This is a genomic window from Streptosporangium sp. NPDC020072 (genome assembly GCF_040631445.1).
Lineage (GTDB): Bacteria > Actinomycetota > Actinomycetes > Streptosporangiales > Streptosporangiaceae > Streptosporangium.
Window position 1 is genome coordinate 73,549 of the sequence record NZ_JBEYAB010000012.1, and the last position, 21,323, is coordinate 94,871.

Genomic DNA, 21,323 nt, shown 5'->3' on the forward strand with positions numbered 1-21,323 from the left:
CTTTGGGCGTGCGGGCACGCCGAATGGCGCGTTTCCCGCGCGATGGGTTTGTTGTGGGACCAAGGGAGCCGACGGGTCAGCATAGGCCGATCACATGTGTGAAAATCAACTGTGAATTTGATTTGCACGATTGGCTTCCGGGTGGATGCGAAGCGTCATTGTGCTGGCCGTTGTCGCAGGAAATTGGCTGTGCACCGGCTTGACAACGCCGATTTCGCGTCGTAGGGAATCCATTGGGCCGATGGAGATCGGCGCGTTTCTGCGAAGAGGTTGGAATTCGAAATTTCCCGATGCGTTCCGTCCTGTGGAAATGATTCTGACGGCTTTTCCCGTCACGCGGAACGCTTCCTCGGGCGTGGGTTGACGACCGGTCCGCCGATCCGGCGCGGAATCCGCTTCGGGTGTGGGTCACGCCCTCCGGTCGTTCCCGTCGAACAACCTGTCCAGGTGCAGGTCGATCGCGGCGAGCGCGTCCCGGGGTTCGATCACGTTCAGTTCGATCAGGGGGGTGAGGCCGGTGAGGGCGAGGAGCAGGTTGGTCTCGGTCGCCGGGTCGCGGCCGGGGGCGATGTGCCCATCGGCGATCGCATGGCGGACCAGCCGTTCGACAAGGGCCCGTCCCTGGGTGAGGCCGTGACGCGCCTGCTCGTGGACGGCCTCGTCGTGCAGTGCCTCCAGGACGTAGGCGGTGCTCATCCGGCTGGTCGCGCGGGCGTCGGCGTGCAGGGGGAGCATCTCCATGAGCGTCAGTCGCAGCACGTCACGGGGGTGTGGGTGGTCGCCGAGCTTTTCGAGGCCCTGGGCGACGCGTAGCGAGGTCCGCTCGGACGCGAAGTCCATGGCGAAGGAGAGCATGGCGGTCCGGGAGGCGAAGTAGTGCTGCAGCTGCCCGAGGGAGATGCCCGCCTCCTGCGCCACCACGCGCAGCGTCAGGTGTGTGACGCCGCGCTGCTCCACGACCCGCCACAACGCGCGGGCGATCGCCTCGCGGCGTTCACGATGGTCCACCTGTTTCGGCATCGCCGGTCCCTCCCTCGTGTCCCGGAGTCTTTCCAATACAGTTGACATAATACAGCTGACCTATAATCCTGGCCCCACTCAGGGAAGGAGACGTCATGTCTGGACAGCCGAGGGTGCGGACCACGGAGGGCCCGGTGCGGGGGCTCTGGCGGCAGGGGCACGCGGTGTTCCGCGGCATCCCCTACGCCCGGCCTCCGGTGGGGGAGCTCCGCTTCGCCGCGCCGTCCCCGCCGGACCGCTGGGAGGGGACGAGGCAGGCGACGGAGTTCGGTCCCGCGGTGCCGTTGTCCCTGCCGGTCGACGTGGGCCCGCAGCGGGGCACGGACTGGCTGACGCTCAACGTCGGCACTCCGGACCCGGGCGTGGCGGGACTGCCGGTGCTGGTGTGGCTGCCCGTGGGCGGCTACGTCACGGCGATGTCGAGCGACCCGATGTACGACCCGGCGGCGCTGGCCGAGGCGGGACTCGTCGTGGTGACCGTCAACTGCCGCGTGGGCGCGGAGGGGTTCGCGTTCCTCGACGACGCGCCGCCCAACCGCGGATTCCTCGACCAGATCGCGGCACTGGAATGGGTGCGGCGGAACATCGCCGCCTTCGGAGGCGACCCCGACCAGGTCACCGTGGCCGGACAGTCCGCCGGGGCGGGGTCGGTCGCCGCCCTCCTGACGATGAAACCGGCGCGCGGCCTGTTCCGGCGGGCCATCGCCCACTCGGTGCCGGGACTGCACAGCACCCCCGCGCTGGCACGGCGGATCACCGCCGCGCTCGCGGACCGGTTCGGGGCGGCGGCCCCCACCGCCGCGGCCCTGCGCGACGTCGACCCCTGGCGCCTGGCCGCGGAGCTCACCTCCTTCAACGCCGGTCTCCACGCGCACCGGGAGAGCTGGGGGCGGATCACGGGAACCGGCACCTCCCTGTGCCCCGTCGTCGACGGTGAGGTCCTTCCCGAGACGCCCTGGCCCGCGCTGACCGGTACGCGCGCGAGCGGGACCGAACTGCTCGCCGGCCACACCCGGGACGAGTTCCGGCTGTTCAGCGTCATGGGCGGACGGCGGGGCACCTTCACCGAGCAGGACGCCCGCACGGCACTGGAACTGCTCGCCCCCCAGCCGCACGGCGCGCAGGCGTACCGCGCCGCGTTCGCGCAGGCCGGCCCCGAGGAACTGGTGGAGGCGGTGTACTCCGACGCGCTCTTCCGCATGCCGTCGCAGAAGCTCGCCGAGGCGAACGCCGCGGCGGGCGGCACCTCGTACCTGTTCGAGCTGCGCTGGAGCGCTCCGGCCCTCGGCGGTGCCCTGGGCGCCTGTCACAGCCTCGACGTCCCCCTGGCGTTCGGCACCCTGGACAGCCCCGTCGGCACACAGCTCCTCGGCGACGAGCCCGCCCCCGAGGCCGTCGCTCTCTCCCGCGAGCTGAAGGAGGCGTGGATCCGCTTCGTCACCACCGGTGACGCGGGGTGGGCCGCCCACCGGCCCGACCGGCGGCTCACCCGCGTCCTGGACGCCCCGTCGGAGACCCTGCCCTACCCGGAGCAGGCCTCCCGCCGGATCTGGGAGGACCACTTCCCGGCCCCCTTCGACCTCCCGTAGACGCCGCGGCGCCTGCCGATCATCGGTCGAATTCTCCTGTGATGAGCCGCATAGGGGGATCTGTCCGAAAATCGTGGACGGCGGTTTGCGATGATCGTCGGGTGAACCCCCATCCTTCAGGAATCGACCAGGTGCCGGTACGGGAACGGACGCGCCGTTTTCTTGAGAGTTCCCTCCTGCAGCGGGCCGTGGTCGCGGTCATCGTGATCAACGCGATCACGATCGGCTGTGAGACGTCCTCCTACCTCGTCGATCACGTCGGCGGACTGCTCCACGTCGTCGACAGGATCGCCCTGGCGGTCTTCGCCGTCGAACTGGCCGCCCGGCTGTACGCCTACCGTGGGGCCTTCTTCCGCGACCCGTGGAACTGGTTCGACACGATCATCGTGGGCGTCGCGCTGGTTCCCGCCTCGGGCCCGACCTCGATACTGCGCACCCTGCGGATCCTGCGCGCGTTACGCCTGGTGTCGGCCGTGCCCAGCATGCGCAACGTCGTCAACGCCCTGCTGTCCGCCATCCCCGGCATGCTGTCGATCGTCGGCCTGCTCGTTCTGGTCATGTACGTCTCGGCGGTCCTGGCGACACAGCTGTTCGGAGGGATCGCCCCGGAGTACTTCGGCGAGCTGCCCACCTCGCTGTTCACCCTGTTCCAGGTCATGACCGGTGAGGCGTGGCCGGACATCGCCGAGAGGGTCATGGGGCGGGAACCGTGGGCGTGGGTGTTCTTCGTCGGCTACATCCTCATGACGACCTTCGTGGTGCTGAACCTGTTGATCGCCGTCGTGGTCAACGCGATGGACGACCAGAACACCTCGACGGAGGAACAGCGGACCGAGGACCGGCTGGCAGCCATCGCCGAGGACCTGGCCCGGCTGCACGCCAAAATCGACACGATGCATTCCTCCAGGAACGACCACCACACGGCACTCTGACCGCTCCCGGGTCCGGCCCGGACGGCCGATCCTCGTTCAGACCCCCCTGCTGATGGCCGCCGGCGCCTGTGGAACGGGCTGGGCGAGGATGGCCTCCACCTCCTTGGCGGTGAGGTCACCGCACTCGCGGAGAATGTCCAGGGCGGCGCGCCACTGCGCACGCGCGAGGTCGGACTCACCGAGGTCGTGCAGGGCCTGTGCCAGTCCCCACAGTTGCTCGGCCTCACCGGAACGGTTACCGGTCTCGCGGATGACCCTCAGGCTGTCCTGGTAGCGGTCGAGGGACTCGCGGATCCGGCCGGCCAGCCGTACGGACCGGGCGAGGTTGCCCAGGATGAGGCCGAGACGGTACCGGTCGCCCAGGGTCCGGAATATCCCGGCGGCCTCCTCGTGCGCCACGATCGCCTGATCGTGGTCACCGATGCGCTGGTGGACGAGACCCAGATTGGACAGGGCCCGAGCCTGCCCGTTGGAGTCCCCGACCTCCTGGAACAGCAGGATGCTGCGTTCGTGGCAGCGCACCGCCTCCGGCAGGTCGCCGCGCAGGCGTGCGACGAGGCCCAGGTTGTTCAGGGCGCGGGCCATCTGGTGCCGGTCACCGATCTCCTCCCACTGCCGGAGGGCGAGATCGAACTCGGCGAGGCTCTCGTCCAACCGGCCGGTGTTGCCGTACGCCATGCCCAGCAGATTGTGGGCCCGTGCCTCAAGGACCCGCCGGTCGCCGTCGCGGGCGGTCCTGACCGCGATGGAACTCAGCCGGATCAGCTCCGTCCAGCGGTCGCGGACCACCAGCGCCGGATAGGCCTCCAGGGCGAGCAGGGCGATGTCGGCGGTCAGGTCGTCGGAACCGGCCAGTTCGTCCATGATCATCGGCAGATGGGGGGCCACGAAGTCGATCCAGGCACTCGCCTCGGAGCGGTCGTCGAACGCGAAACCGGAGGGATGGGCCGGCGGCGGTCCGGTCGTGAGCGCGGAGGCCTCCTCCGGGTCCAGCAGGAGGGCGGCCTGTTGGGTGAGGGCCAGGTAGTGATCCAGCACCCGGCGTCGCGTGGCGCTCCACCCGGCGGTGTCGGCCCGCACGCGGGCCTGCTCGCGGGCGTAGAGCCGGACCACGTCGTGCATCCGGTAACGGCCGGGAACGGGCGAGTCGATGAGGCGGGCGTCGACGAGCTGTTCCAGGACGGCTTCTGCGGCGGCCCAGGGCAGGCCGGCGAGCGAGGCCGCCAGCGGCAGGTCGAGCTCGGTCACGCCGACCATCGCGAGAGACGCGAAGACCCGCGCGCCCTCCTCACTCGTCTCCCGCAGACTCACCGCGAGGCTCGCCCGCGCGCTCAGCTCACCGGCCTGCAGTTCGTTCAGGCGCCGGTGCTCCTCGGCCAGCCGGTCGGCGATCACCCGGATCGACCAGCTCGGACGGGCCGCCAGCCTGGCGGCCACGATGCGCAGCAGGAGCGGAAGGCGTTCGCAGAACCCGACGACGTCGCCGGCGGCCGTCGGGTCCGCGACCACCCGGCCCGCACCCGCCAGCCGCTCCAGCAACGTCACCGCCTCCTCCTGGGCCAGCGGCTCCAGGTGCACGAACTCGGCTCCGTCCAGGGTGGACAGCACGCTCCTGCTGGTCACGACCGTCACACATCCGCGTTCCGCGGGCAGCAGCGGACGGACCTGCTCGGCGGAGAAGGCGTCGTCGAGCACCAGCAGCAGGCGCCGCCCCGCCAGCACCGAGCGCCACAGCGCGCTCGCCGCCCCTGTTTCGCCGGGCACATCCGTGCCCGCCACACCGAGCTGGGGGAGCCACTGGACGAGGACGTCGTACGGCGTCAGCGGCGCTCCCGCGGCAGACGCGCCCTGCAGGTTGACGTAGAGCTGCCCGTCGGGGAACCCGTGTGCCATCCGATGGCTCGCATGAAGCGCCAGCGCGGACTTCCCGACTCCGGCGACTCCGTCGACGGCCACCACGTGGGCGTGCCGGGGCTCGTCGGGATCCAGCATTCCGCAGAGGACCTTCACCTCCAGGTCCCGGCCGGTGAACATCGGCGGCGGTGCCGGAAGTTGCCGCGGCACCGGAGTGGGCGCGGGGTGGGCGCCGGTCGTGGGGGAGTCGGCGGGGGACGGTACGGCGATGGCCGGATCAGCGGTGAGGATCTGCTGATGGAGGTGCCGCAGCTCCGGGCCCGGGTCGATACCGAGATCATCCGCCAACCGGCTCCGGAGGTCCCGGTAGTGGTTCAGGGCGTCGGCGGGACGGCCGCAGCGGTACAGGGCCAGCATGAGCTGACCGGCCAGGCGCTCGTCCAACGGATGTTCCCTGGTGCGGGCGGCCAGCTCGAAGGGCATTTCCGCGTGCCGTCCGAGCCGCAGCAGGACATCGCCCAGATCCAGCTCGGCGGCGAACCGCTCCCTTCCCAGGGACTCGCGTACGGAGTTGAACCACGGGGTGTCCAGGGAGGGGAAGAGCTCTCCCCGCCACAGGCCGAGCGCCTGCTCCAGCAGGGAGGCGGCGGTGCCGTCGTCATCGGCCGTGCGGGCCCGGGCGGTCAGGTCGCGAAAACGGTGCAGGTCCACGGTGGAGGCGTCGACCGCGAGGACGTAGCCACCGGAGGCCCGCGAAAGACGCGCCTCACCGGCGACCGGAGCCAGTGCCTGACGCAGGCGGGACACGTAGCTGTACAGGGTTCCCTCAGCCCGTTGGGGAGAACGCTCGCCCCACACCCGGTCCACCAGTTGCTCGACCGATGTCACCCGGTTCGCATCGATCAGCAGCGCCGCCAGCACGGATCGCTGCCGGGCGTGGCCCAGCTCGATCGGCCGACCGTCGGCTCGCGCCTCGACGCCACCGAACAAGCCGAACTCCACGGCCATTCCGTTCACCTTTCCAGCGGGAATTCCGGCCCGGGACAGCCGGTCGGACCAGCCGGTTCAAGGTTGGCCCAAGGTTCGTCCACAGGCAATGGCGCACAGTGGTTCTCGTTCCACCAAAAAAGCGGAAGAGCGGATGCGGGAAACACGCCGGCCGCCGGAGGCGGGTGGTTCACCGGAAACCTGGAAAGACCGGAACAGCTTGATTTCGGCCGACCGTGGAGACGCCCTCTCCCAAGGCGTTTCCGTGGCGGTTCAACCGGCCGGGCAGACGGGACGATCCCAGACCGGTGGGCCGTTCGGCCGACGGGCATCCCACCGCAGGAACGGAACGGAGCCATGTCCACCCCCAAGGAGATGACCTGGAATGCTCGTCAGTCGCCTGCTCCTGATCTCAGAGATCACGCTGACCGACATGGTCGTCGGTACGGCCTTTTCCGCCTTGGCCGCGCCGGACGATCCGGCGGCCGAGCGGCCCGCGGTGACCGTCGACGCGGGCGAGGCCTCGTAGGCCGTCGTCGGCATCGACGACCGCATCGACCGGCCCATTTTCGCGCGTGCCGAAAATCGGCTTTCGGACAAGGACCGCACCACTCTCACCAACGGGTGTCCCCGGTGAGCCGCCCGAATCAGCAGGCTGATCGGTTCGGAGACCGTGGAACGGCACCGCCGCCTCTCCTACGGCATCGGCGACACGAAGGCCGGTGACCGGGAAAAGGGCGAATACGGCTTCGACTCCGAAGCCGACGACAGGACCACCTGGTACGGCTCGGTGTTCGCGTTCCCTGTGGTCATCCGTACGGCAAGCACATGGATCACCACCGGCGCAGGGGCCGGCGGGCTCGGGAAACGCCTCCCAGGCCCGTCCCGACCCTCCGCCGGGTCGGCCGTGATCGTCGGGCGCCCGGTTCGGGATCCGACGACGTGAGGGCGGTCTCGCCGGCAACAGGGGCGTCGGCGAGACCGCCCGAGGCCTGCCCGGCGCCTGTCAGGCGGGGGGGCGGGGCCGTACGCGGGTCAGGGGTTCGGCGGGCGCCACATCGGGAACATCGGCGGGCCGCCGGGCATGAATATCGGGTCGCCGAGGTCCTGGTAACCGTGGCGCAGGTAGAGCCTGCGGCTGTGGGTACTGCTGGCCTCCAGGTACGCGGGTATGCCCGCCTCGTCGAGCCCGTGGTGGTACCCCTGGAGCAGCCGGGTCCCCGTCCTTTGCCGCTGGTGCCCGGGGAGCACGGCGAGGAACGCCAGATAGTGGTGCGGTTCGTGAGGATGGCGCTTGTCCATCTCCTCTCCCATCCGCCCGATGCGCTCCGCGTGAGGACCGGCCAGCTCCGCCACCCGGGCGTCCCGGCCGGGGATCTCGGGAAGCGGCTCGACGCCCTTGTGGAACCACACGGCCACGGCGGTCATGTCGGCCGTCGCGTGGACCTCGCCGTGGACGAGGGCGCTCTCGGTGGCCATGGAGAAGAAGGGGGGCATGACCTGGCGGCGATCGTCGTCCGACGGGATCATCCAGGCCGAGATCTCCTGCTCGTGGAAGGAGGTGGCGATGATCGCGCCGACGGCCTCGGCCGCTCCGGGAACGTTCTGGATGCGGATGATCTCTGTCATTCGGCCCCTCCCACGGCGGCCTGGGCGCCCCGCCCGATGTTCGCGTACACCTTCGGCCGGTTGGACCGCAGGGTGAGTCCCCACACGACGCCGAGCCCCACGGCGACGAAGTAGACGGCGGGCATGATCCAGCGCAGCGGGGAGTCGGAGGCCACGCCGAGCACGGTGTCGAAGTTGATCATGACGAGCGCGATGACCACGACCAGCAGGACCGAGGAGATGCCCGGGGCGATCCTGGTCCGCCAGGCGTTCTCCTCGTTGGGGTTCTTGGAGAAGAAGACCAGCACGGAGACCGAGGTGGCCGCCAGCATCATGAGCAGCCCCAGGCCGCCGAACGATCCGACGGTGAAGAACAGCTGGACGACCGGGTCCAGGCCGAAGGCCGCGTACACGACGATCGTGATCAGCCCGATGACGCTCTGCGCCAGTGAGCCGTTGATCGGGGCGCCGGTCCCGGGGGAGGTGCGACCGAAGGTCTCGGGAAGCACCCTCTCCCTGCCGAGGGCGAAGATGTAACGGGAGATCGTGTTGTGGAAGGCGATCAGCGCGGCGAAGAGGCTCGTCACGAACAGGAGAGAGCCGATGGTGGCGATGGTCGCCCCCAGGTGCCGCCCGGCCAGGTTGAACAGCAGGGCCGAGCTCTGCTCACGTGAGGCGTCGACGATCTTGCCCGAGCCGATCGGCACGGTCATCGCCCAGGACGAGACGGCGTAGAGGCCCGAGATGACGGCGAGCGCGACGTAGGTCGCGATCGGCACCGTACGCCTCGGGTCCTTGGTCTCCTCGGAGAACACCACCGACGACTCGAAGCCCGCGAAGGACGCGATGCAGATCGCGACCACCGCACCGATCCCGGGGACGAAGAGGCTTGAGGGGGAGAAGACGTCGAGGCTGTAGCCCGAGGCCGACGGGTTGATCAGGTCCGCGACGTCGAACACGATGACGACGGCTATCTCCGTCAGCAGCAGGACCGACAGGACCTTCCCGTTCACGTCGACCCGCATGAGGCCGAGCACCCCGGTCAGCACCCAGGCGACCAGTCCGATGACCCACCAGGGAGGGGAGCTTCCGAACCAGTCGGTGATCGGCTGCTGGGCCGCCGCGCCGATCATGCCGTAGAGGCCCACCTGGAGCGCGTTGTAGGCCAGCAACGCGACCCACGCGGTCGCCACTCCGATCGGCCTGCCGAGTCCTTTCGCGGTGTAGGCGTAGAACGCCCCGGCGTTGACGACGTAACGGGCCATCGTCACGTAGCCGACGGCGAACAGGCCCAGGATGGCTCCGAGCAGGATGAAGGCGAGCGGTACGCCGGTCACGCCGGTCGCGGCGTAGGCGGAGGTCACCGAACCGCCGATGACAGTCAGCGGCGCCGCCGCCGAGATGACGAAGAACACCACCGACGGCACACCGAGGCGGTCCTGGGCCAGTGCGGCGGAGACGGCGCTGGCCCTTCGTTCTGTCACGGACATGGGGAGGATCCTTGGAGTGAGGGGGGTGGGTTCACCGGCGGCTGATGATGGAGTCACCCACGGCAGCCTCGGTCTGGGCGATCAGTTCCTGGAGCGGCGCCGGGAGGGCGGCGACCGAATCGGAGAGATATCCCGGGTTCTGTTCCCACAGGACGAGCCGGCTGCCGCCGGTCACGACGAGCAGCCCCAGCAGGACGTTGTCCTGGACGTTGAGCGGTTCACGGCGTTGGATCGCCAGGTTGACGCGTCCACCGGGCCACGCCGCGATGTTCACGTCGACCGGTGCCTGCCTCCGCGACGGGCGTCTGCCGGGCGGGCGCAGCAGCCCGTCGGCGGTCATCCGGGCCGCCACGTCGGCGAGCGCCGTACGGGCGAAGAACTGCAACCAGGTATGGAGGCGGTGGGCGGGCTCGGCGATGATGTGGTCCAAGGCGGTCCTGGTGACCGCGTCTCCGGGCGGCGCCGTGTCGAGAACGACGAGCCGTATCTGCCCCGCTGCCAATCCCACGGTTGTCCGCCCGGCGAGCATCAGCTCTCCCAGGATGGCGGCGGCCAGCCCCAGACCGGCCAGGCGGGCGTGAAGCCGCAGCCGGCCGGTCGAGTTGTCATGCATGACAAAGAACAGGTCGTCGGCCAATCGGGTTCTTGGGGGATTAACTCCAACCACGAACGGCGATCGTATAGCTAAATCATTAAATCTGTCATTATGTGAACGAAGTTCCGGATCCGGACATAGCTCAGCCTGGTGAGATCCGAAGAAACGGACAGGCGGCCGACAACCTGGAGCTGTGTCGAACGGTCTATCGAAAGTTCTGCCGAATTTGGGAATTCGCCCATTTTTGGCCGGTCGCGGACGGGCGTCGGGGGGTGGTCCGTCAAGGCCTCCCAGGGCCGGAACAACCCCGGTCAGAAGGCTCCCGAGGGTGCCGTCTCGTGAATCCCATGGGGTTTAATACGGTGTTTTTTGGTATTTTCAGACTGGCGTAATACCCCTACGGGCCTCCTCGTCGTGACGGTCGGCTCCCGGCCGTCCTGGAACTCCAGCTGTGTCGCCCGGTTCTCCGGCCCTCACCTCCGGCCAGGGACGGCATGGGCCGGGGCGATCGACGTGAGGAGGGCCGCTCCCGAATACAGGCAGGCGACCCGATCTCCGGGAGCCGACGAGAGGCGCGGGAGGACTGACCGGCCGTGCTCGCCCCGTGCGGGACCTGCTGGACACCTGTTGGACGCAGCCGTCGGTTCGAGACGAGCGGTCGGCCGGTCATGACGGCGGGCGTGGAGCGGTGAGGGCGCTTCCGGACGGGTCGCCCCCGCGCTCAGAAGGCGCGGCCGTCCTCGCCGATGTCTCCTTCGGCTTCGATGCGTTCCTTGCGGACCTGTTCGGTGATGGTCTCCTCGTCGGTGACCTTCTCGGTGGTCATCCGGACCCGTTCCACCGGGACGGTGTTCTTCTCCACCACCGCCCGTTCCTCGTGCAGGGTCACCTCGTGCTCGGCCTCGGAGATGTCCGGGCCCCGCAGCGCGGCGTCCCGGTTCTCCTCGGTGATCGGCTCGCGCTCGATGCGTACCTCCTCTCGGGTGACCGGCACGGTGACCTGCTGCTCCTCGGTGACCACGTACTTCCGCAGCCGCGCCCGGCCGATCTCGTGGCTCTCGGTGTGGGTCGTCAGCCGCTCCTCCGAGCGGGTCATCGCGTCGTCGCCGGTGAGGTCCGCGCGTCCGGCCTCCCGCTCCCGGCCGACGGAGCCCAGGCGCTCGCGCTCCCGCTGGCCGCCGGTGTGCGCCCAGCCGGTCTCACCCGGCTGGTTGGCCTCCCTCCAGGAGGCGTCCAGGTCGATGCCGTAGTAGTTGTACAGCTCGCGCTCCTCCTGCGGCGACATGTGGCCGCCGGACTCGACGTCGATGTTGGGAGCGTCCTTGATGCGGTCCTTGTCGTAGGCGACCTCGACGTGGTCGCCGACCACGTCGGCGCCCTGGATGGGGACGAAGGTCTCGTTGATGCCGAACAGCCCGGTCCGCACGCACAGCCACTCGGGACGACCGGTGTTGTCGTCGAGGTAGACGTGCTTGACCTTGCCGATCTTGTCCCCGTGGTTGTCGTAGACGGTCTGGTCGATCACCGTTGAGATCTGGTTCTGGGTAATCATCCGGTTTCTCCCTTTTTGTCCGACTCCCTATCGCGTACCGCGATGCCGGGAAAGGAAACCTGATCGGCGGATTTCCCTGTCTCCGCCGGGATGTGGGCCTTGCCGAGGGGCCGAGGTGCCGATTGGGCGGGGTGTGGCGGGTGATCCTGGATGAGGGCACGCGGGCCGCGGCACTCCGGTTGGTCATCGCCGTCGAATCCGTCACAAGGGCCGCCGGGGCGGGTGGCGAACGCGCGGAAATTGCCAACGGTTTCCTGGTTGTTGGCAGTCGCGTCAACGAAGGCAAGGCCACTATCCCGTCTCACCGGGCCTCTGACTGCAATGAAAGCCGCGTGTTACGTCATATGTGACTCTTCGCTGGAGTGGTAGAGATGGGCGGGCCGTGAGAATTCGGTGCGGCCGATCGTGTCGTGACCCCTGGCAGGGGCGATGAGGACCCGTCGGGCGTCCGTCGCCGAGGCCGGTGGCGGCCGAGCCGCGTGATCGCCCACACGTCGCGGCAACCGACGCCCGGGGCGATGATCGCGCCGCGAGGTCGCCGAGGCGTGGAGGACGTCGTCGTGGCCGTGGCCCGGTGTGGCGCGACCGTACGGCCAGGGGCCTGCGCACGAAGGGGGGCAGGGGAGCCCGCCGTGGAAGAACCCTTGACAAACGTGCGACCGGCCTCCTTTACTGCAAGCACTTATTTATGTGACTTCCGAAAATCGGGAGGGTCCATGCCCCGCTTACACCCGGTCGTCGCGGCTCTAGGGGTCACCATCGCGGCCACAGCCGTCGTCGCGACGGGACCGTCATCCGCATCGGCGGCACCCCCGCTTCCCCCCACCGCCACCTATACGGTCACGACCGGGGCCACCGGTCCCAACCAGTACTCCACCGACTCTCCTGCCTCGCCGTTCGTCGACAAGGACGGAACGTTCTACACCCAGCAGTCCGCCGCCCTGTACAACGCCAACGACCCTCGGTACTGGGCGTTCTTCACCGGCACCGACTTCGACGACGCCAAACGCTCGGCGGCGATCAGCGACGCGGTCAACCCGAACAACCCCTTGGACCGCAACAACGACACGACCTGGCGCTGCAACAACAGCCCGACCGGCAAGATCGCCTCCTACCCGCCCCCGCCCACGACCTGGCAGAAGAACTACTGCGACCTGATCGGGACCTGGGTCGACCCGGACACCGGTGACTGGATCGGGCTGGTGCACAACGAGTTCACGATGGCGCCCCACGGCGACGGCATGCACTACGACTCGATCGACTACGCCGTCTCCACCGACCAGGGCAAGACATGGGACATCAAGGACCACGTGATCACCTCGCCGTACAGCACGGTACGCAGGGACAACGTGGCCTTCCCGAACCAGACCTACTACATGGGAGGCGGCGACCAGCGCCTGTTCGCCGACCCGGCGTCCGGCTACTTCTACGTCTACTACGGGACACAGATCCTCAACAAAGGCTTCCCGCCCGGCACCTGGAACATGCGCCACGAACGCGTCGCCCGGGCCCCCATGTCCGGCAAGCTCGCGCCCGGGACCTGGCAGAAGTGGTACAACGGCGCCTGGACCGAGCCCGGCATCGGCGGCAAGGAAAGCAACATCGTCCCGGTCACCACGTCCAATCCCAACGGCTACACCCCGGCGGCCGAGGAGTACGACCCTCTCAACACCGGCACGGTCGCCGAGCAGATCGCCGCAGGGAAGATCCCCGGCCAGTCGCCGCTGCTCTACATGAGCGTCACCTACAACGCCTACCTCGGCCTCTACATGGGCACCGCCAACCCGGTCAACACCGACGCCTCCCCCAAGAGCCCGATGCCGATCTACGTCACCGACGACCTGGCCACCCAGAAGTGGTACAAGATCGGCGACACCGGCGACGTCAAGTACGCCGACTACTGGTACCACTGGCTCGTCGATCCGGTCGGCAAGATCGGCGGCACCGTCACGGGTCGCACCTACCGCGAGTACTGCGACTTCGGCTGCCCCAGCGGCGGGTCGGAATGGCGCAACATCACCGTCGACAGCACAACCCCCGCCACGCCGGTCAGCCCGAGTCTCGCCTACCAGATCACGAGCTCGTCGGGCAGGACCCTGGCCCAGGTGCCCGGCTCGACGGCGACCACCTCGGTGGCCTCGCCCACCGGCTCGGCGAGCGAGAAGTGGTCGTTCCAGCCCACGGGCGACGGCGCCTACAGCATCGTCAACGTGGCGAGCGGGCAGGCGCTCGGCGTCGACTCCGCCACGACCACCTCCCGCGCCTGGGGCACCAAGCTCACCGTCGTCCCCTCCGACAGTACGGCCGGGCAGCAGTGGTTCATCGTCAAGAACGTCTCACCCGCGGGCTCCTACCGCCTGGTCAACCGCCACAGCGGCCTGGTGCTGGGCATGTCGTCCGACGCCGACCGGCTGGCGGAGACCACGCCGACGCGGTCGTGGACCGACGAGACTGGCAACGCCGTCGGCGGCAACCGTACGGCCGGTGAGCAGACCGTCGCCTTTCGCGCGGCCGGCCAGAGCACCAACCTGGCCCTGAACAAGCCCGCCACCGCACAGAACGAGAGGCCGGGACACGCGGCGAGCCGCGCGGTCGACTCCAACGCCAGGACGTTCTGGGGCGCGGGCGGGGCGCTGCCGCAGTGGTGGCAGGTCGATCTGCAGGGCGTCTACCAGCTCAGCAACGTCACCGTCGTCAACGACCACAGGCCCAAGCGCTCCTACCGGTACGACGTCCAGGTCAGTATCGACGGGACGAAGTGGACGACGGTCGCCACCAAGGACAACGCCAACCCGGCGACCGAAACCGGAGACAGTCACCGGCTGTCCGCGACCGCTCGGTATGTACGGATCAACCTGACCGGCAGCTCGGAGCGCGACGGAGGTCGCCTCGAAGACGTCATCGTCAACGGCGTCCCCGCCCTGAACCTGGCCCTGAAGAAGCCCGCGACCGCGCAGAGCAGCGGGGCCGAGCACGCCGCGGAACTGGCGGTCGACTCCGACCCCGGCTCGTCCTGGGCAGCGGACGGCCCGCTGCCGCAGTGGTGGCAGGTCGACTTGCGGGACGTCTACCAGCTCAGCAACGTCACCGTCGTCAATCCTCCGGGCGGCAACCGCTCCTACCAGTACGACGTCCAGGTCAGCACCGACGGCACGACGTGGACGACGGTCGCCACCAAGGACAACGCCAACCCGGCGACCGAAACCGGTGACCTCCATCCCCTGACCACGACCGCCCGGTACGTACGGGTGAACATGACCGGCGCCTCCGCCGGTTCCAACGGGCATCTCGCCACAGTCGTCGTCAACGGAACCCCCGCCGTGAACCTGGCCCTGAACAAGCCGGCCACCGCGCAGAGCAGCGAGGCCGGGCATCCCGCGGGTATGGCCGTCGACGCCGACGCCGGGTCGTACTGGGCCACCTGGCCACTGCCCGGGTGGTGGCAGGTAGACCTGCAGGACGTCTACCGGCTCAGCAACGTCACCGTCACCAACTACTACGCCGACGGCCGCTACTACAAGTACGACGTCCAGGTCAGCACCGACGGCACGACGTGGACCACGGTCGGCACCAAGAACACCACCACCCCGGCGACCAGCGCGGGGGACAGCTACCCACTGGCCACGACCGCCCGGTACGTACGGGTGAACGTCACCGCCAACTCCGCCAACCCCAGCGGGCACATCACCAATGTCGTCGTCAACGGAACCAAGCCCTGACCTGAGGTCGTAGACCACGGTCCTGACAGATCTCTGCTCCGCCCCCACCGTCGACACCGGGGGCGGAGCAGAGGCATGCCCGGGTCCGTCCGAACAGGCGGGTACTCAGACGCTCGTGAGCCTGCCGGAATCGGGTGTGGTGGTGCGGATCGGAACCGGCCAGGCCGCTCAGGCGGCGGGCCGCACAGGTCAGGGAGCGTGACGAGCCGGGGATGGGGCGCGGAGGTGCTCAGACGCCCGGCGGCCCTGCGGGGCAGGAAGGCGGCGGACCGGTGAGCGTACGCGGCCCTCATCGCTTCCCGGAAGACCGAGGTGGGGGTCCCATACGTCGGCCCTGCCGGGATTCTCAAGGCCTCACGGCACCGGTCCTGCGAACGGCGCAGCCGCGCCCCAGGTGTTCGTCAACAGCGTCGTGCCGGGCCCGGCCACACCCGTCCGAGGGATCTCCACAGAGAGGAGCCGGCGGCTCATGGCCGCACAGAAAAAGGGAGGCCGCCGCAGATCTTCTGCGTGGCCTCCCCATCGCCGGAACCACACGGCTTCGAAGCCGGACCCGGTCGGAGGATCGCGCCTGTGTACCACGTTGCCGGCCCCAGGCCGCCGGATTCGAGTACGGCTCGACGGTCAGGGGCCTCGGCCACCGGTTCGCTCGTGCCGTACCGCCCGGCTCACCGGTGGACACACGTCGTCCGGTGGCACGGCTCGGATCCGATACGAGAGATCGGACCTCATCTGACCTGGAGCGGTTCGGTCTCCTGGTTCATTTGCCCGCGCCCAGGGTCATGCCTTCCATGATCCGGCGGCTGAGCCAGATGTAGACGGCGATGATGGGCAGGATGACGATGACGACGCCGGCGAACAACCCGCCCCAGTTGGATGTGTACTGCATGGTCTGGTAGAGGCCGAGAAGCGCCTGCGGCAGCGTGTACTGCTCGGTGTCGGTGATGAGCATCAGGGCCAGAAGGGTCTCGTTCCAGAGGCTGATCACCGTGAGGATGAACGCGGTGATCAGGCCTGGCTGGGCGAGTGGAAGCATGATCTGGGCGAAGATGCGGATTCCGCCGGCGCCGTCGAGGGCGGCGGCCTCCTCGATCTCGCCGGGCAGGGTGCGGAAGAACCCGGTGAGCAGGAAGATGGCGAACGGCAGCGACGTGGCCACGTAGATGGCGCTGAGGCTGATGCGGTCGTCCCACCAGCCGAAGGCCTCGTTGAAGGTCATCGAGATGTTCTGCATGAGGACGAAGACCGGGACGATCACCGCCTGGATCGGAATGCCCATGCCGACCGCGAAGAAGCCGGTCAGCGGACCGGCGGTGCGCGTACCGCCGCGCGTCAGCATGTACGCGGTCGGCGCCGCCAGGACGATCGTGGTCACAGACGCCGCGGTCACGATGACGACCGAGTTGAAAAAGCCCTGGCCCATCTCCGAAACGCTCCAGGCGCTTTCGTAGTTGGTCCACTCCGGGCTGGTGGGGAGCTTGAACGGGGAGCCGAAAACCTCGCCACTGCTCTTGAGCGACGTGAACAAGATCCAGACGAACAGGACGACGTTGGATATGACCCACAGCCACACGAAGGCGCGGACGACCGGACTGAGTGTCCTTCCCATCAGAAGGTCACCGCCTCTCGGCGCATGACCCGTCGCATGAAGACGACGAGGATGACGATCAGTACCACCATTACCACGCCCATGGCGGATCCATAGCCCATGTCGTAGGCGGGGTTCTTGCCGCCCGTCGTCATGAGGAACTGGTAGATCGGAACCGTGCGGACCTGCTCGGGCGGATTGCCCGCGGTGCCGGTGAAGGCGTAGACGAACTCGAAGATCCTCAGCGAGTTGATGACCCAGAGCACGGCCGCTACCGAGATGACGTCCCAGCTGAGCGGAACCGTCACATGCCGCCACTGCTGGAATCGTGTCGCGCCCTCCACCTGCGCGGCTTCGTAGAAGAACTTCGGGATGCGGTCCTCACCGGCCATGAGGAGCATGACGTAGAAGCCGGTGGTGACCCAGATGATTCCGACGAGGATGGTCGTGAAGAGCTGGTCCGGTGCCAGCCAGGGTTTGGCCAGCGAGGACAGGCCGACTCCTCGCAGACCGCCGTTGAGCAGGCCCTCGGGGTCGAGGAAGAGGCCGAGGCCGACCCCGATGGCGATCGGCGAGATGATGTAGGGCAGGAACAGTAGAGCCTGCAGGCCTTTGCGGAGTCTCATGTGGCGAAGGAAGGCGCTGATGAGAAACGCCAGGACGAAGATCGCCACGCCGCAGACGACGAGAATCTTCAGGGAGTTGCCGAAGGCCGTCATGAAAGCGGGATCATCCCAGAGACGCCGGTAGTTCTTCGCTCCGACGAACCGCATCTGGTCGCCGGAGCCCCGCCAGGACTGGAAGCTGATCCATAACCCGGCCAGGGCCGGCCCGAAGAACAGCGCCAGATAGACCAGCAACGCCGGTGTGACGAACGGCCAGTACAGCTTCTTCCGTTGCCGGCTCAGGGCGCTGGACCGGTCCGAAGCAGACCGTGAACGGATGAGGCGTGGGGTCTGGGCGGCGGCGGTCGTGCCGCCCGCGATCTTGGTCCGCATACGCTGTTCTACTGGTCGTTCTTGTAAAGCTGGACGGTCTTCTCCTTGAGCTGCTTGACGAAACCGGCCGCGTCGAGCTTTCCGTTGAAGAAGTCGGCGTTGGTCTGCTCCCACACGTTGGTCGCCCACTGCGGCGCGACCGCGGAGACGTTGTCGTTCGGCGGGAAGACGTTCTCACCCGCGGCCAGGAACTCCTTCTGGAAGTCGGCGAGTTCCGCGGGCGCGGCGACGTCGTTTCGTGGTGTGAGGTTCTTGGCCTCGGAGGCGATCCTGCCGATGCGGTCCTTGTTCATGAAGAACGCGATGAACTTCTTGGCCTCGGCGGAGTGCTTGGCCTTGGCGGGAATCGCGAAGCCGATGACTCCGGTGCTGGCGGCGTTGTCGCCCTTGCCGTCGGTGACCGTGGGGAACGGGAAGGAACGGTACTGGAATCCGGGCGCGGCCTGAGGGCCGGTCTCGCTCGGTGCCCAGGTGCCCATGAGCAGGACATCGGTCGGGGACTTACCCGCCGCCCAGTTGTTCTGCTGGGCCGGCCACTTCGTGGCGTTGGAGTTCTTGACGATGTAGCCGCCCTTGATCAGCTTTTCGACGTCCGTGGCCGCGGCGGTGAAAGCCGGGTCGTCGAAGGTGGCACCGGTCTTGTCCTGCGCCGCCTTGTTCAGCAGCCCGACTCCGCCGTGCCGGATGACCGACCAGGTGGTCCAGCCTGCGACGTAGCCCGCCACGTCACCGTCGAGTGCGATGGAGGTGCGGCCCTTGGCCTTCTGGGCGTCGAGCCAGGCCATGAACTCGTCCCAGGTCGCGGGCTGCTTGGCGGCCAGACCGTTGTCGGCGTTGGCGCCGTTGTACCAGAGGGTGTTGCCGATGATCTCGTATGGCACGATCCAAGGCTCGCCGCCACTGGTCTTGTACGGGGTGACCAGGCCTGCCGGGATCACGTCGCCGACCTTCCTGTCCTCGCCGTCGATGGTCGAGGAGTAGACGTCGGCGAGGCCGGTGACCCCGTCGACCTTCACCAGGGCGCCGCTGATCTCGGCGCCGCCGTTGTCGGTGAGGTCGGGCACGTTGCCGGTGTTCATCCGGGCCGCCACAGTCTGGAGCACGTCCCGGCCGGTCCACTGCACCTTGACCTTGATCTTGGTGGCGGTGGTGAACTCGTCGATCGCGGCCTGGATGACCTTCTGCTGGTCCTCACCCTGCTTCCACATGGACCAGTAGGTGAGTTCACCGCCGGAGGAGGTGGAGAGGTTGTCGTCGCCGTCGGCGCCACAGGCGGTCAACGGTGCCGCGATCATCGCCGCAACCGCGACGGCGAGCAGTTTGTGCCGCTTCCAGGCCATGTTCATGGTTGTCGCCCTTCCTTCGAGGTCGTTCTGCTTGGTTGCCGGTTCGGGACGCACGGGGCTCGTGTCACCCCATCCGGAAGTCGTAGGGTCGCGGCACCGGGTTCTCCTCGCGTACACGCTGTGGAGTGGACGCCGGATCGGCTGCGGCGACCCGGGCCTCGTGGTAGCGGAACCACAGGTCGCCGAGAGAGTCCTCGCCCTCACGCAGGTCGTCGACGACCAGGCTGGAGTCGGCGATGCGCTGTGCCCGTTCCAGACGGCCCGCTCTGATGGCGGCGGCGCATTCGAGCATGCGGATCCGGCCGTGCGTACGCACGTCGGAGGCGAGTCCGTCGACGAACGTGAGCGCCTCAACCGGATCGACCTCGGTGAGCGCGTCGAGGGTCTCGACAGCCAGCGCGCGGACCGCGGGCGCCATGGAGTGCGCCTCGCGCAGCAGGACGGCCGCCGACTCGACATCGCCCGCCCGCCGTGCCACAACAGCGAGATTGCGCAGCGCCCAAGGGTTGCGGGTGAGAGCCGCCGACGACTCCCACGCCGCGGCCGCTCCTTCGGCATCGCCCGCGTGGAAGCGGGCCACGCCCAGGTGGAGCAGCCCCGACCAGGTGGGGGGCGCCGTCTCAAGGAGCGCCCGCCAGTCCGGCCCGACCTGGTAGGACACCGGCGCGGTGTTCGGCATGCCATCGGGCATCTCGCCGGTCCGCAGCAGTCGTGACCAGGGCTCCTGCTCCGCGCCCAGCGTCGAGTCAGGGAAAGGGATGGCGGGCGACGCGAGTTCGCGCAGCCGGGACTCCAGCGCGCCCCAGCCGGAGCCGGCGTGCAGGATCTCCGTCGGCGGCCGGTCGAGGCAGCCCTCGACGTCGTCCATGGCCGACCGTGGAAGCATGGACTCGAGGGCCGCTTCCGGATCTCCGTCGGCGTGCAGAAGTCCGTACGCCTCGACCCATGACCAGCTCTCACCGGCGGCCAGGGCCAGGTGCTCAAGCTGGGTCCGGGCCAGCCCGGCCTGGATCTCCAGGTAGGGCGATCCCGGTGGGGACAGCCACTCCTGCCAGCGCTGCCCGCCCGTACCCTGCCCCCATACGAACAGCTTCCTTCCACGCAACCGGTCGGTTGAGGTGTGCACCAGACCCGTACCGTCCGCGCCGAGCGCGGCGATCCATTTCCTGTTCCCGTGGGGGATGTCGAAGAAATGATCCGTGGCACGCTTGATCGTGAAGGGGTCGCTGTCCGGGGCCGTGACGTAGTCGAGGTGGATGCCGTCGTGCCCGCGCCAGGCGTGGGAGGCGGGCGCCAGCACCCGCATGCCGAGTTGCTCGGGTACGGCGATGTTGGACCACCAGTAGACAGGCACCTCGTGCCGGTTCGGGTTGACGATCCTGACCTGGACGAACAGGACCGGTGATCCAGGCGGTGCCCAGACGTCGAGCTGGTACGTCAGCCCGCGCATCCGCTCCCACTCCCACAACCGCAGCACCTCGACGCCGTCCGGCCGCACCACGCGGGCGGCGTGCACCGGCGCGCAGGTCAGGGCCGTGTGGCCGGTCGTACCGAGGTTCCACTCCACGCCGCCGGCGAACCACGCGTTGCGCAGTGCCAGGTTCGCCAGCTGCACGGCCGGGTTGCGGTGGAGCAGTTCGCGCCCTGTCGGCTTGTGCACCAGGGACCACATCCGCCCGCCCAGGCCCAGCAGGAACTCCGCGCGCAGGACATCGCTCTCCACCACCGCGGTGGACAGTGCCCTGTCGGTCAGATCCCGGGTGTACCCGTCCTGCATGGTGTACGGCAGGACCGATGCCACACGTCCGTAGGCCAGATTGCCGATCATCTCCTCGTCGGCCTCGGCCACCCGCGGGGGTCCCGCCGCCAGCTCGGTGGTCAGCAGCGAAGGAAGCGGGTTCTCCTCACCGAGATCGGCGACCGGGATCGCCATGTGTGACAACCGCACCGTGCTCATCGGCCCGACTCCGTCCCGGTCTGGATCGTTCGGCTGACCGCCGACTCCGTCTTCATCCGCAGGCCTCCTCGTGGCCGGAGCACCCGGC

At 68.5% G+C, this 21,323-nt stretch carries 15 protein-coding genes; 5 read left to right on the forward strand and 10 right to left on the reverse strand.

Annotated elements, in window-relative coordinates; genetic code table 11:
* Positions 1-408: 408 nt before the first annotated feature.
* Positions 409-1,020: a TetR family transcriptional regulator C-terminal domain-containing protein gene (locus ABZ470_RS27550; RefSeq protein ID WP_362914953.1), complete on the reverse strand. Its 612-nt coding sequence runs from the start codon at positions 1,018-1,020 to the stop codon at positions 409-411.
* 95 nt (positions 1,021-1,115) lie between these two features.
* Here ABZ470_RS27550 and ABZ470_RS27555 point away from each other — a divergent pair, with 95 nt between their 5' ends.
* Positions 1,116-2,609, forward strand: a complete 1,494-nt coding sequence (locus ABZ470_RS27555) for a carboxylesterase family protein (RefSeq protein ID WP_362914955.1) — start codon at positions 1,116-1,118, stop codon at positions 2,607-2,609.
* A gap of 101 nt (positions 2,610-2,710) precedes the next feature.
* Positions 2,711-3,541, forward strand: a complete 831-nt coding sequence (locus ABZ470_RS27560; protein WP_362779962.1) for an ion transporter — start codon at positions 2,711-2,713, stop codon at positions 3,539-3,541.
* Between the two features lie 36 nt (positions 3,542-3,577).
* Here the strand turns inward: ABZ470_RS27560 and ABZ470_RS27565 are convergent, their stop codons facing one another.
* Complete coding sequence (locus ABZ470_RS27565; protein ID WP_352015697.1) at positions 3,578-6,403, reverse strand: BTAD domain-containing putative transcriptional regulator; 2,826 nt, start codon at positions 6,401-6,403, stop codon at positions 3,578-3,580.
* Positions 6,404-6,767: 364 nt separating this feature from the next.
* On the opposite strand from ABZ470_RS27565, the gene ABZ470_RS27570 reads away from it, so the two are divergent.
* Positions 6,768-6,911 carry a hypothetical protein gene (locus ABZ470_RS27570; protein WP_352015698.1) on the forward strand — a complete coding sequence of 48 codons (144 nt, stop codon included), beginning with the start codon at positions 6,768-6,770 and terminating at the stop codon, positions 6,909-6,911.
* 506 nt (positions 6,912-7,417) lie between these two features.
* Here the strand turns inward: ABZ470_RS27570 and ABZ470_RS27575 are convergent.
* The 4 genes from ABZ470_RS27575 to ABZ470_RS27590 form a co-directional block, all read right to left on the reverse strand.
* The gene (locus tag ABZ470_RS27575) at positions 7,418-8,011 is read right to left on the reverse strand and encodes a GNAT family N-acetyltransferase (RefSeq protein WP_362914958.1); all 594 of its coding nucleotides are present in this window, start codon (positions 8,009-8,011) and stop codon (positions 7,418-7,420) included.
* Positions 8,008-9,480, reverse strand: a complete 1,473-nt coding sequence (locus ABZ470_RS27580; RefSeq protein WP_352015700.1) for an APC family permease — start codon at positions 9,478-9,480, stop codon at positions 8,008-8,010. Before ABZ470_RS27580 ends, ABZ470_RS27575 begins: the two co-directional genes overlap by 4 nt.
* 31 nt (positions 9,481-9,511) lie before the next feature.
* Positions 9,512-10,147: a GPP34 family phosphoprotein gene (locus ABZ470_RS27585; protein ID WP_362914960.1), complete on the reverse strand. Its 636-nt coding sequence runs from the start codon at positions 10,145-10,147 to the stop codon at positions 9,512-9,514.
* Positions 10,148-10,796: 649 nt separating this feature from the next.
* Positions 10,797-11,627, reverse strand: a complete 831-nt coding sequence (locus ABZ470_RS27590) for a PRC and DUF2382 domain-containing protein (RefSeq protein ID WP_362914962.1) — start codon at positions 11,625-11,627, stop codon at positions 10,797-10,799.
* A gap of 140 nt (positions 11,628-11,767) precedes the next feature.
* Here ABZ470_RS27590 and ABZ470_RS27595 point away from each other — a divergent pair, with 140 nt between their 5' ends.
* The gene (locus tag ABZ470_RS27595; RefSeq protein ID WP_362914964.1) at positions 11,768-11,977 is read left to right on the forward strand and encodes a hypothetical protein; all 210 of its coding nucleotides are present in this window, start codon (positions 11,768-11,770) and stop codon (positions 11,975-11,977) included.
* A 366-nt stretch (positions 11,978-12,343) separates the two neighbouring features.
* On the forward strand, positions 12,344-15,346 hold the full coding sequence (locus ABZ470_RS27600) for a discoidin domain-containing protein (RefSeq protein ID WP_362914966.1): 3,003 nt from the start codon (positions 12,344-12,346) through the stop codon (positions 15,344-15,346).
* Between the two features lie 760 nt (positions 15,347-16,106).
* Here the strand turns inward: ABZ470_RS27600 and ABZ470_RS27605 are convergent.
* The 4 genes from ABZ470_RS27605 to ABZ470_RS27620 all read right to left on the reverse strand — a co-directional run bounded on the left by ABZ470_RS27605 (position 16,107) and on the right by ABZ470_RS27620 (position 21,235).
* Positions 16,107-16,955, reverse strand: a complete 849-nt coding sequence (locus ABZ470_RS27605) for a carbohydrate ABC transporter permease (protein ID WP_362914968.1) — start codon at positions 16,953-16,955, stop codon at positions 16,107-16,109.
* Complete coding sequence (locus ABZ470_RS27610; RefSeq protein ID WP_362914970.1) at positions 16,955-17,932, reverse strand: sugar ABC transporter permease; 978 nt, start codon at positions 17,930-17,932, stop codon at positions 16,955-16,957. Before ABZ470_RS27610 ends, ABZ470_RS27605 begins: the two co-directional genes overlap by 1 nt.
* A gap of 8 nt (positions 17,933-17,940) precedes the next feature.
* Positions 17,941-19,278, reverse strand: coding sequence for an ABC transporter substrate-binding protein (locus ABZ470_RS27615; protein ID WP_362914972.1), 1,338 nt, complete (start codon positions 19,276-19,278; stop codon positions 17,941-17,943).
* Positions 19,279-19,342: 64 nt separating this feature from the next.
* The gene (locus ABZ470_RS27620) at positions 19,343-21,235 is read right to left on the reverse strand and encodes a DUF5107 domain-containing protein (RefSeq protein ID WP_362914974.1); all 1,893 of its coding nucleotides are present in this window, start codon (positions 21,233-21,235) and stop codon (positions 19,343-19,345) included.
* Between the last annotated feature and the right edge of the window lie 88 nt (positions 21,236-21,323).

Bases quoted from the DNA above. Each gene is read 5' to 3' on its own strand.
- ABZ470_RS27590 (WP_362914962.1), bottom strand. From the start codon at position 11,627: ATGATTACCCAGAACCAGATCTCAACGGTGATCGACCAGACCGTCTAC.
- ABZ470_RS27550 (WP_362914953.1), bottom strand. From the start codon at position 1,020: ATGCCGAAACAGGTGGACCATCGTGAACGCCGCGAGGCGATCGCCCGC.
- ABZ470_RS27575 (WP_362914958.1), bottom strand. From the start codon at position 8,011: ATGACAGAGATCATCCGCATCCAGAACGTTCCCGGAGCGGCCGAGGCC.
- ABZ470_RS27620 (WP_362914974.1), bottom strand. From the start codon at position 21,235: ATGAGCACGGTGCGGTTGTCACACATGGCGATCCCGGTCGCCGATCTC.
- ABZ470_RS27610 (WP_362914970.1), bottom strand. From the start codon at position 17,932: ATGCGGACCAAGATCGCGGGCGGCACGACCGCCGCCGCCCAGACCCCA.
- ABZ470_RS27600 (WP_362914966.1), top strand. From the start codon at position 12,344: ATGCCCCGCTTACACCCGGTCGTCGCGGCTCTAGGGGTCACCATCGCG.
- ABZ470_RS27565 (WP_352015697.1), bottom strand. From the start codon at position 6,403: ATGGCCGTGGAGTTCGGCTTGTTCGGTGGCGTCGAGGCGCGAGCCGAC.
- ABZ470_RS27580 (WP_352015700.1), bottom strand. From the start codon at position 9,480: ATGTCCGTGACAGAACGAAGGGCCAGCGCCGTCTCCGCCGCACTGGCC.
- ABZ470_RS27570 (WP_352015698.1), top strand. From the start codon at position 6,768: ATGCTCGTCAGTCGCCTGCTCCTGATCTCAGAGATCACGCTGACCGAC.
- ABZ470_RS27615 (WP_362914972.1), bottom strand. From the start codon at position 19,278: ATGAACATGGCCTGGAAGCGGCACAAACTGCTCGCCGTCGCGGTTGCG.
- ABZ470_RS27605 (WP_362914968.1), bottom strand. From the start codon at position 16,955: ATGGGAAGGACACTCAGTCCGGTCGTCCGCGCCTTCGTGTGGCTGTGG.
- ABZ470_RS27555 (WP_362914955.1), top strand. From the start codon at position 1,116: ATGTCTGGACAGCCGAGGGTGCGGACCACGGAGGGCCCGGTGCGGGGG.